This window comes from Pseudomonas sp. BF-B-15, assembly GCF_019946675.1.
Taxonomy (GTDB): domain Bacteria; phylum Pseudomonadota; class Gammaproteobacteria; order Pseudomonadales; family Pseudomonadaceae; genus Aquipseudomonas; species Aquipseudomonas migulae.
On record NZ_JAGYFZ010000017.1, the window covers coordinates 74,387 to 83,915 of the forward strand.

The following is a 9,529-nucleotide window of genomic DNA, read 5'->3' on the forward strand; positions in this document are numbered from 1 at the left end:
CCGACGTTCAGCCGTGATTAAGCTGCAAATTGTTATCATCACGACTCAATCAGCTTTGATAAATGCCGCTCATCATGTCCAACCTGACTGTTCGTGCGACCGCTGCGGGCCTGCCCACCGGGCTCCCGGACGCATTTTTCGACCGGGATGCGCAAACGCTGGCCCGGGATTTACTTGGCAAAGTCATACGGCATCGGGTCGGTGAACTGTGGCTCAGCGCCCGGATCATCGAGACCGAAGCCTATTACTTCGAAGAAAAAGGCAGCCATGCCTCTCTCGGCTACACAGAAAAGCGTAAGGCTTTGTTTCTGGATGGCGGCCACATTTATATGTATTACGCCCGGGGCGGCGATTCCCTGAATTTCAGCGCTCAAGGTCCGGGCAATGCGGTTTTGATCAAATCCGCGTATCCGTGGGTCGATGAGTTGAGCGGCCCGGCAAGCCTGGCGCAGATGCTGCTGAACAATCCCGACGCCCAGGGCCGCCCTCGCCCGTCGCAAAAACTCTGTGCCGGGCAAACGCTGTTGTGCAAGGCGCTGGGTTTGAAGGTGCCGGTATGGGACGCCAAGCGTTTTGATCATGAAGTGCTGCTGGTGGAGGATGTCGGCCCGGCGCCGGGTCACATCATTCAAACCACACGCCTGGGTATTCCCCATGGGCGCGATGAGCATCTGATGTACCGCTTCGTCGATGCGGCTTACGCGCCGTATTGCACGCGAAACCCGCTGCGACGGGGGCAGGTCGAAGGTCGCGATTATTTTTTGCTGACCTGAATAATTGTGCCCCCCCCCTGTAGGAGCGAGCCTGCTCGCGATAGCGGTCTGACAGTCGAAGCAGATGTTGCCTGACACTCCGCCATCGCGAGCAAGCTTGCTCCTACAAGGGTCTGTAGTGTTTTGAAGATTGTGTTCGGCCCTTGAGGCCAATTGATTATTCAATGGAGTTGTTTTTATGGGCCCATGGCTCGATAGCGTGACCGGATGGCTGACGGTCAACCCGCAATGGCTGGCTGCGGCGGTGTTCATCGTAGCCTTCGTGGAATGCCTGGCGATTGCCGGACTGATCGTACCCGGCACGGTGTTGCTGTTTGCCGTCGCCGTGCTGGCCGGCAGCGGTGCACTGTCGTTGAGCGAAACCTTGCTGCTGGGATTCGTCGCCGGCGTGCTGGGCGATATCGTTTCCTACTTTGTTGGGCGACATTTCCATCAGAACATTCGGCGCCTGCCCGGCCTGCGCCATCACCCGGAGTGGATCGCCGGTGCCGAGGCTTACTTCCAGCGCTATGGCATCGCCAGCCTGCTGGTCGGACGATTCATCGGGCCACTAAGGCCGATGCTGCCGATGGTCGCCGGGATGTTCGACATGCCGTTCCCGCGCTTCGTTGCCGTCAGCCTGCTGGCCACTGCCGGCTGGAGCGTCGCCTACCTGCTGCCCGGCTGGGCCACGGGCGCGGCGATTCGCTTGCCATTACCGGAAGGTTTCTGGCCTGAGGCCGGGATCGTCGCCGGCAGCATCGCCGTGATGGTCGGCCTGAGCGCAACCAGCAGCCTGCGCCGTCATCGCAAGGCCACGATACTGATCGCCAGCATGAGCTTGTTGATTCTGGCCGGATTGTTTATCGGCTACCCGCACCTCACCGCTCTCGACCAGGGCTTGATGACCCTGGTGCAGGAACACCGCAGCCCGATGCTCGATGAAGTCGCCGTGACTTTCACCCTGATCGGCGAGTTCCGCAATATGCTGCTGTTCAGCGCCCTGCTCACCGTTTTGCTGCTGCTGACCCGGCAATGGCGACAGGCGATTTTCGCCGGCAGCACACTGCTCGTCACCGCACTCGGCAATACGCTCACCAAACACTTTTTCGCCCGGTTGCGCCCGGAAGTCCTGAGCGACCCGCTTACCAGCTACAGCATGCCCAGCGGCCATGCCTCGGGCTCTTTCGCGCTGTTTCTGACGCTCGCCGTGCTGGCCGGTCGCGGACAACCGCCAAGGATGCGCCTGACCTGGTTGCTGCTGGGTTGCCTGCCGGCGCTGGCGATTGCCTTGTCACGCGTGTACCTGGGCGCACACTGGCCAACGGATGTGCTGGCCGGCGCCATGCTGGCGGCGTGCGTGTGTGCGGCGAGTCTGGGGTTGAGTCAGCGCCAGACACCGCTCAACGCCATGCCACCCAAAGTCTGGTGGCTGGTATTGCCGGCGATGGTGGTGTTATTCGGCTTCTTTGCGTTGCGGCATTTACCGCACGCGATGTTGCGGTATGCCTATTGATCAGGCGAACAACTCACCCTGCAATTCATCGAGCAGCGCCTGGATCGCATCCAGTCGTTGCTGCGGATCGTCGAGTTGCAGCAGGTCGATCTTGTCCACCTCGGCGAATGGCAGCAGGTACGCCAACTGATTGGCCAGCGACTGTTGCCCGGTCGCTTCGGTGCCCATGTTCAGCGCTTCGACCATCGGGTGTTCGGCCAGGGCCTTGAGCAGTGCGACGAGGTCGGCATCCTCATCCTGCAAGGGTTGCTCCGGTTCGTCTTCCAGCCACTCGACCTCGGCGACGGTCAACTGATCGCGCTGAACTTCGGTGCGCAGCACGTGAAAACGCCGCCCGCCCTGCACTCGAATGCCCAGCAGGCCATTGTCCTGCTGCTTGAAATCGGTGATCAGCGCCTCACACCCGACCAGCGCATAACCTGACGGGGCGATGCCGACCTCTTCACCCTCAAGGATGCACACCACGCCGAAGCCGCCGCCCTGTTTCATGCAGCGACCAATCATGTCCAGGTAGCGCGCCTCGAAGATCTGCAAGTCGAGGATGCAGCCCGGAAACAGCACCGTATTCAGCGGGAAAAGCGGCAAGCTCATAGACATTTCCTTACACCACCATCGACACCGCCAACGGCAGGAACACCGCCGTGGCCACGCCCATCAGACTCATCGCCAGCGCCGCGAAGGCGCCGCATTCTTCACTTTCCTGCATCGCCACGGCCGTGCCCACCGCATGGGCTGTCATGCCCAGCGCCATGCCGCGCGCCTCGGGGCTGTGGACGCCGAGCCGGTTCAGCAGGCTCGGCCCAAAGATCGCCCCGATCACGCCGGTGATCAACACAAAAACCGCCGCCAGCGCCGCGACGCCGCCGATCTGTTCGGCCACCAGCATGGCGATCGGCGAGGTCACCGACTTCGGCGCCATGGTCATCAGGATCATGTGCTCGGCACCAAACGACCACCCCAGCAACACGCCCATGCCGGTGGCAATCACGCCACCTATCACCAGCGTAGTAAATATCGGCCAGAACAACTGCCGAATCCGCCGCAGGTTGAGGTAAAGCGGCACGGCCAGCGCAACGGTGGCCGGGCCGAGCAAAATACTGAGGATCTCGGTGCTCTTGCGGTACTCGGCGTAGGTCAGGCCGCAGCCAACCAGCACGCCAATGACCAACAACATGGAGACCAGCACCGGCTGCAGAAAAATCCAGCGGGTTTTCTCGAACGCCGCCAACACCAGCTGATAGGCGCCGAGGGTGATGCCGATGCCGAACAATGGATGATGAATCACCGACACCCAGGCGCCCTGCCAGTCGAAGATCATTGCGAGTCCTCGCGGTGCGCGTGGCGTTTGACCATGCGTTGCATCAGCACACCGGCGAAAGCCATGGACAGCAGCAGCGACAACACCAGTGCGCCGACGATGGCCCAGAAGTCCGCGGCAATGTCCTTGGCGTAAACCATCACGCCCACGGCCGGCGGCACCAGCAACAACGGCAGGTAACGCAGCAGGCTGCCGGCCGCCAGGCTCAACGGCTCGCCGACCTGGCCACGGCTGATCAGGAACACCAGCAGAAGCAGCAGGCCGATGATCGGCCCCGGCAGCACCGGCAAAAACAAATGGTTGATGGCGGTGCCCAGCAATTGGAACAACACCAGCCAGGTCAGGCCACGTAACAACATCCGTCCTCTCCCCCGAAAAATCGCGCCCGGCATTATAAGCATGCCAACGCTATAGACCGGCATTCGCCAAAAGCATGGTCAGTTGACCGGAGCAATTTGCCATGTTGATCTAAAGTGGTAATCCGGGAGGTCAAATCCCCCCACCTCAAAACTATAAAACCGATGAACCCAAGGAGAGTCTCAATGCCCTATGTTCCAGTTGCAGAGCTCAAAGATTATGTCGGCAAGGAACTTGGACGTTCCGAATGGCTAACTATCGATCAGGAGCGCATCAACCTGTTCGCCGAAGCCACTGGAGACTATCAGTTCATCCACGTCGACCCGGTCAAAGCCGCGCAAACGCCATTTGGCAGCACCATTGCCCACGGTTTCCTGTCGCTGTCGCTGATCCCGAAACTGATGGAAGACATCCTCATCCTGCCTGAAGGCTTGAAGATGGTGGTCAATTACGGCCTCGACAGCGTGCGGTTCATTCAGCCGGTCAAGGTCAATTCGAAAGTGCGCCTCAAGGTCGACCTGACCGAAGTCACCGAGAAGAAGCCCGGCCAATGGTTGCTCAAGGCCACCGCCACGCTCGAGATCGAAGGTTCGGACAAACCGGCCTATATCGCCGAGCCACTGTCGCTCTGCTTCGTGTAAACGCTCCCGGATGCGAAGCAGCTCACGCTGTTTCGCGACCTCTCTCTATATCTCAGTCATAGAGCTGCGGCATACTCGGTCGCCTAATTGCCCGGATCCCGCTATGCGCTCACTTGCACTCATTGCCTTGACCCTGATGCTCACCGCTTGCGGCGACAGCGAATCGCTGTTGCCGCCCGATGCGCGCCTGCCGGACGGCGGCCGCTATCGCGGAGACCTGGTCAACGGATTGCTGCAAGGCCAGGGTCGCGTCGATTACCCGAACGGCAGCTGGTACGCCGGCAGTTTCGACAAGGGCCAGTGGCACGGCCAGGGCGAATGGCACGGCAGCAACGGCGAGCTGTATCGCGGCAATTTCAACCTGGGGCTGTTCGACGGCCAGGGCACGCTGACCACCAGCGGCAGCAGCTACACCGGCGGCTTCAAGGCGGGTCGGCGCGAAGGCGAAGGCACCCTCAAAGAAAACGGCATGACCTACCGCGGCGAATTCAAGGCCGATCAATATTCGGGGCTCGGCCGTCTGGAACTCGAAGACGGCAGCTCGTATCAAGGTCAGTTCGCCCACGGCAAACCCAACGGCGAAGGCCAGCGTGGCGACGCCAGCGGCAATCAGTTCACCGGGCATTTCAAGGACGGTCAGCTGGAAGGCAACGGGACATTCAACAGCGCTGAAGGCGACATTTACGTCGGCAGCTTCAAGAACAACCAACTGCACGGCAAGGGCCGCTACGAAAACGCCGACGGTGATGTCTGGCTCGGCCAGTTCAAGGAAGGCTCGCTGAATGGCAAAGGCGAGTTGATCGGCGCCGACGGCAGCCACTACATCGGCCAGTTCAGCGACTGGCGCTTCACCGGTCAGGGCCGACTGAACCTTTCAGATGGCAGCTTCTACATCGGCCAGTTCGACGGCGACAGTTATCAGGGACGCGGCACGCTGGTGCTGACCGATGGCACCGTGCAGAGCGGCACGTGGGCCAATGGTCAGCGAGTACGCGATGCCGACGGCAAGCTGTTGCCCGACAGCCTTGAACTCGGCTTGCTGGCCCAGGGCCGCTTGCTCGAAGACGCGCTGGCCAATGTGCCGGCTTCGACCCCGGCGATCGAGTTGTACACCTTGACCGTCGGCGGTGACGGCAAGCAGAGCGTGTTCCTGCGTGAATCCGATTACGTCAGCAACATGCTCACCAGCCGTTTCGGTGCGTTTGGCCAGATCCGCCTGGTGAACCATCGCGACCACCTCGTCGACCGGCCGATGGCCACCCGGGAAAACCTGCGCCGTGCGGCGCTGACGCTGGCCGAGCGCAGCGGCCCGGAAGACCTGATCTTCATCTACCTGACCAGCCACGGCACCAGCGAGCACGAACTGGTGCTCGACCAGCCACGCATGGAGCTGTCCGACCTGCCGGCCAACGAACTCGGCGCCGTGCTCGCCCCGCTGAAAAACCGCGACAAGATCATCGTGATTTCGTCTTGCTACTCCGGTGGTTTCATCCCCGCCCTGAAGGACGAACGCACCCTGATCATGACCGCGTCGCGCGCCGACCGCGTGTCCTTCGGGTGCTCGGAAGAAGCCAACTTCACCTACTTCGGCGACGCGCTGTTCGCCCAGGCCCTGAACCAGACCGACGACCTGGAACAAGCCTTCAAGCTGGCCAAGGCCTCCGTGGCCGAGCGTGAATTGGCGGACAGTTTCGAAGCCTCTGAACCGCAAATCTGGGCGCCGAAAACCGTTCTCTCCCATTGGCAGCTATTACGCAAACAGCAGGCACGAAAAGCGCTACAAAGTGTCTCTATCGACAGCAAGGACGCAAAGAGCAACTAAGCTGATCAGTATCAAGGGGGACATATTATGTACTTGACGCCTCAGCACGTATTGCTTGCCGGAGCTACCGGGTTAACCGGTGAACACTTGCTTGATCGCCTGCTCAACGAGCCCACGATCACGCGCGTATTGGCCCCCTCACGCCGGCCGCTGGCCGAGCATCCGCATCTGGAAAACCCGGTCGGTGACCCGGCGATGTTCCTGCCGCAACTCAGCGGTCGCGTCGACATCGCCTACTGCTGCCTCGGCACCACGATCAAACAGGCCGGCTCGGAAGCGGCGTTCCGCGCGGTCGATCTGGACATGGTAGTGGCCTTCGCCAAACGGGCGCGGGAAATGGGTGCGCGACACTTGATCGTGATCAGCGCCCTGGGGGCCGATCGCAGATCCTCGGTATTCTACAACCGGGTCAAAGGCGAGATGGAGTACGCATTGCGCGCACAAAACTGGCCACAGCTGACCATTTGTCGACCTTCGGTGTTGCTGGGTGAACGCCTCGAACCGCGTCTGGCCGAGCAGGTCGCCGGTCCGTTGTCCCGCTTGATCCCCGGCAAATACCGCGGAATCGAAGCTTGCCAACTGGCCAGGGCGATGTGGCGACTGGCGCTGGAAGAACAGGATGGGATACGGATTGTCGAGTCGGATGAGTTGAGGAAGCTAGGCAAGTAATTTGTTGAGTCAGGGATGAACCATCGCGAGCAGGCTCGCTCCCACATTTGATCTGTGTCGCTCACAAATCCAATGTGGGAGCGAGCCTGCTCGCGATAGAGCGCGAAGCGCTCTCCTACAATCCACCCGTCGCCTGAAAACTCACGCCGATCACCGTCAACACCGACAACGGCAACAGCAGCGTATCAAGCAACGCGCTGGCCGGCAGATCGACACCCGGATAGCTCGGCGCCTCTGCCCCAAAACGATCCATCGCACAGCAACCGCCATTCAGGGCGTACAAATCCAGGCGCGTGCCCGCATACACCACCGGTGCCCCAGGCTTGGCAGCATCCAGCGTGCGTGCCGTGGCGCACCCCGCCAGTTGCAGCGCCAGCACAATCGTCAGCAGCTTATTCATCGCTGGTCAGATGATGCTCGCCCCAACGCGGCAGCATGTCTTGTGGAATGTTCAGCAGGTTGAGAATCCGCGCCACCACGAAATCGATCAGGTCATCGATGGTTTGTGGCTGATGATAGAAGCCCGGTGACGCCGGCAAAATGGTCACACCCATGTTCGACAACTTGAGCATGTGCTCCAGATGAATGCTCGAATACGGCGCTTCACGCGGCACCAGAATCAGCTGGCGACGCTCCTTCAGCGTGACATCGGCGGCGCGCTCGATCAGGTTGTTGCAGGCACCGGTGGCAATGGCCGACAGCGTACCGGTCGAACACGGCACGACCACCATCGCCGACGGCGCACCGGAGCCCGAGGCCACCGGCGACATCCAGTCTTCCTTGCCGTACACCCGAATCTGCCCGGCGGCAGCGCCGGTGTACTCGGTGAGGAAGGCCTGCATCATTTGGGTTTTCGGCGGCAGCGTGACGTCAGTCTCGGTGGCCATCACCAGTTGCGCAGCCTTGGAAATCAGGAAGTGCACCTCGCGGTCTTCGCGGATCAGGCAGTCCAGCAGGCGCAAACCATACTGGGCGCCCGAAGCGCCGGTCATCGCCAGCGTGATGCGTTCCGGGCCGTTGTTCATTGCAGCGCCTCGGCGAGTTTGCCGTGCAGGCCGCCGAAGCCGCCGTTGCTCATGATCACCACGTGAGTGCCGGGCTGCGCCTGGCTCTTCACGCGCTCGATGATGCCTTCCAGCGATTCGCTGACAATCGACGGCACACTGCACAACGCAGCGATCGCGCCCAAATCCCAACCGAGGTTGGCGGGTGCGTACCAGATCACCTGATCGGCATCGACCACACTTTCCGGCAAGCCGTCGCGGTGCGCGCCGAGCTTCATGGAGTTGGAACGCGGCTCGATGATGGCGATCAGTGGCGCGTCGCCGATGCGTTTGCGCAGACCGTCGAGGGTCGTGGCGATGGCCGTCGGGTGATGGGCAAAGTCGTCATAGATGGTAATGCCGCGGACCTCGGCGACCTTTTCCATCCGGCGCTTCACGCTTTTGAACGCGCTCAACGCGGCAATGCCCATCGATGGCACAACACCGACATGCCGCGCGGCTGCCAGGGTGGCCAGTGCGTTGGCAACGTTATGCTGGCCGGTCATGTCCCAATCGACCACGCCTTGAGCGACGCCTTCGAACATCACTTCGAATTTCGAACCGTCTTCACTCAGCAGTTTGACCTGCCACTGACCACCGGCGCCGGTGGTTTGCACCGGGGTCCAGCAGCCCATCTCGATCACGCGCTGCAATGCCGGCTCGGTGGTCGGATGGATCACCAGGCCTTCGCTCGGGATGGTCCGCACCAAATGGTGGAACTGTCGCTCGATGGCTGGCAGATCGGGGAAGATGTCAGCGTGATCGAACTCCAGGTTGTTCAGGATCGCCGTGCGCGGGCGGTAGTGAACGAACTTGGAGCGCTTGTCGAAGAACGCACTGTCGTACTCGTCGGCTTCGATCACGAAGAACGGCGTGCCGCCCAGACGCGCCGACACCGAGAAATTCTGCGGCACGCCGCCGATCAGGAAACCGGGGCTCATGCCCGCGTGTTCCAGCACCCAGGCCAGCATGCTGCTGGTGGTGGTTTTGCCGTGCGTACCGGCGACGGCCAGCACCCAGCGGCCTTGCAACACGTGATCGGCCAGCCATTGCGGACCGGAGACGTAAGGCAGGCCTTTGTTCAGTACGTATTCAACAGCCGGGTTGCCGCGGGACATGGCGTTGCCGATGACCACCAGATCCGGCGCCGGATCGAGCTGGGCGGGATCATAACCTTGGGTCAGTTCAATGCCCTGCGCCTCGAGCTGAGTGCTCATCGGCGGATAGACGTTGGCATCGGAGCCGGTCACGTGATGGCCCAGCTCTTTGGCCAGAACCGCCATCGAACCCATGAAAGTGCCGCAGATACCAAGAATATGAATGTGCATTAGTCGACCTCGTAAAACATGGCCGCAGGTTAGCGTAGGGAAGCGAAAATCGCACCTTTGTTTCGTGTCAGCCTCTGTAGGAG

General features: G+C 61.2%; 11 protein-coding genes. 5 read left to right on the forward strand and 6 right to left on the reverse strand.

Annotated features, from left to right (window positions below):
- The first annotated feature begins 74 nt into the window (after positions 1–74).
- The gene (locus KGA97_RS08235) at positions 75–773 is read left to right on the forward strand and encodes a DNA-3-methyladenine glycosylase (RefSeq protein WP_032832881.1); all 699 of its coding nucleotides are present in this window, start codon (positions 75–77) and stop codon (positions 771–773) included.
- A gap of 178 nt (positions 774–951) precedes the next feature.
- The gene (locus tag KGA97_RS08240; RefSeq protein ID WP_192228054.1) at positions 952–2,268 is read left to right on the forward strand and encodes a bifunctional DedA family/phosphatase PAP2 family protein; all 1,317 of its coding nucleotides are present in this window, start codon (positions 952–954) and stop codon (positions 2,266–2,268) included.
- On the opposite strand, the gene KGA97_RS08245 is transcribed toward KGA97_RS08240, so the two are convergent.
- The 3 genes from KGA97_RS08245 to KGA97_RS08255 are packed head-to-tail and all read right to left on the reverse strand — an operon-like array spanning position 2,269 to position 3,945.
- Positions 2,269–2,859: an LON peptidase substrate-binding domain-containing protein gene (locus KGA97_RS08245; protein WP_008035081.1), complete on the reverse strand. Its 591-nt coding sequence runs from the start codon at positions 2,857–2,859 to the stop codon at positions 2,269–2,271. It lies immediately after the preceding gene.
- A 10-nt stretch (positions 2,860–2,869) separates the two neighbouring features.
- Positions 2,870–3,586 (reverse strand): LrgB family protein, encoded by a 717-nt coding sequence (locus KGA97_RS08250; RefSeq protein ID WP_008035079.1) that lies wholly within the window; start codon positions 3,584–3,586, stop codon positions 2,870–2,872.
- Positions 3,583–3,945 (reverse strand): CidA/LrgA family protein, encoded by a 363-nt coding sequence (locus tag KGA97_RS08255; protein ID WP_008044533.1) that lies wholly within the window; start codon positions 3,943–3,945, stop codon positions 3,583–3,585. Before KGA97_RS08255 ends, KGA97_RS08250 begins: the two co-directional genes overlap by 4 nt.
- Before the next feature lie 183 nt (positions 3,946–4,128).
- On the opposite strand from KGA97_RS08255, the gene KGA97_RS08260 reads away from it, so the two are divergent.
- From KGA97_RS08260 to KGA97_RS08270, 3 genes are all read left to right on the forward strand, one after another.
- Positions 4,129–4,584: a MaoC family dehydratase gene (locus KGA97_RS08260; RefSeq protein WP_008035756.1), complete on the forward strand. Its 456-nt coding sequence runs from the start codon at positions 4,129–4,131 to the stop codon at positions 4,582–4,584.
- A gap of 103 nt (positions 4,585–4,687) precedes the next feature.
- Positions 4,688–6,406, forward strand: a complete 1,719-nt coding sequence (locus KGA97_RS08265) for a C13 family peptidase (RefSeq protein WP_192230193.1) — start codon at positions 4,688–4,690, stop codon at positions 6,404–6,406.
- A gap of 27 nt (positions 6,407–6,433) precedes the next feature.
- Positions 6,434–7,075 (forward strand): oxidoreductase, encoded by a 642-nt coding sequence (locus KGA97_RS08270; RefSeq protein ID WP_008042977.1) that lies wholly within the window; start codon positions 6,434–6,436, stop codon positions 7,073–7,075.
- Between the two features lie 115 nt (positions 7,076–7,190).
- Here the strand turns inward: KGA97_RS08270 and KGA97_RS08275 are convergent, their stop codons facing one another.
- Genes KGA97_RS08275 through mpl form a run of 3 tightly spaced genes read right to left on the reverse strand, consistent with a single transcriptional unit; the run spans position 7,191 to position 9,446 of the window.
- Positions 7,191–7,475, reverse strand: a complete 285-nt coding sequence (locus tag KGA97_RS08275) for a YceK/YidQ family lipoprotein (RefSeq protein WP_008035760.1) — start codon at positions 7,473–7,475, stop codon at positions 7,191–7,193.
- Entirely contained in the window at positions 7,468–8,100 is a 633-nt protein-coding gene (ubiX, locus tag KGA97_RS08280) for a flavin prenyltransferase UbiX (RefSeq protein WP_008035761.1), read from the reverse strand. Before ubiX ends, KGA97_RS08275 begins: the two co-directional genes overlap by 8 nt.
- A complete protein-coding gene (mpl, locus tag KGA97_RS08285; RefSeq protein ID WP_223480564.1) occupies positions 8,097–9,446 on the reverse strand; it encodes a UDP-N-acetylmuramate:L-alanyl-gamma-D-glutamyl-meso-diaminopimelate ligase in 1,350 nt (449 codons plus the stop codon). The genes ubiX and mpl overlap by 4 nt, the downstream gene beginning before the upstream one ends.
- Positions 9,447–9,529 lie beyond the last annotated feature (83 nt).

What these genes read in the sequence shown, in the direction of transcription:
- KGA97_RS08255 (WP_008044533.1), bottom strand. Translation starts at nt 3,945, where the DNA reads ATGTTGTTACGTGGCCTGACCTGGCTGGTGTTGTTCCAATTGCTGGGC.
- KGA97_RS08270 (WP_008042977.1), top strand. Translation starts at nt 6,434, where the DNA reads ATGTACTTGACGCCTCAGCACGTATTGCTTGCCGGAGCTACCGGGTTA.
- KGA97_RS08240 (WP_192228054.1), top strand. Translation starts at nt 952, where the DNA reads ATGGGCCCATGGCTCGATAGCGTGACCGGATGGCTGACGGTCAACCCG.
- KGA97_RS08235 (WP_032832881.1), top strand. Translation starts at nt 75, where the DNA reads ATGTCCAACCTGACTGTTCGTGCGACCGCTGCGGGCCTGCCCACCGGG.
- KGA97_RS08250 (WP_008035079.1), bottom strand. Translation starts at nt 3,586, where the DNA reads ATGATCTTCGACTGGCAGGGCGCCTGGGTGTCGGTGATTCATCATCCA.
- ubiX (WP_008035761.1), bottom strand. Translation starts at nt 8,100, where the DNA reads ATGAACAACGGCCCGGAACGCATCACGCTGGCGATGACCGGCGCTTCG.
- KGA97_RS08245 (WP_008035081.1), bottom strand. Translation starts at nt 2,859, where the DNA reads ATGAGCTTGCCGCTTTTCCCGCTGAATACGGTGCTGTTTCCGGGCTGC.
- KGA97_RS08275 (WP_008035760.1), bottom strand. Translation starts at nt 7,475, where the DNA reads ATGAATAAGCTGCTGACGATTGTGCTGGCGCTGCAACTGGCGGGGTGC.
- KGA97_RS08260 (WP_008035756.1), top strand. Translation starts at nt 4,129, where the DNA reads ATGCCCTATGTTCCAGTTGCAGAGCTCAAAGATTATGTCGGCAAGGAA.
- mpl (WP_223480564.1), bottom strand. Translation starts at nt 9,446, where the DNA reads ATGCACATTCATATTCTTGGTATCTGCGGCACTTTCATGGGTTCGATG.
- KGA97_RS08265 (WP_192230193.1), top strand. Translation starts at nt 4,688, where the DNA reads ATGCGCTCACTTGCACTCATTGCCTTGACCCTGATGCTCACCGCTTGC.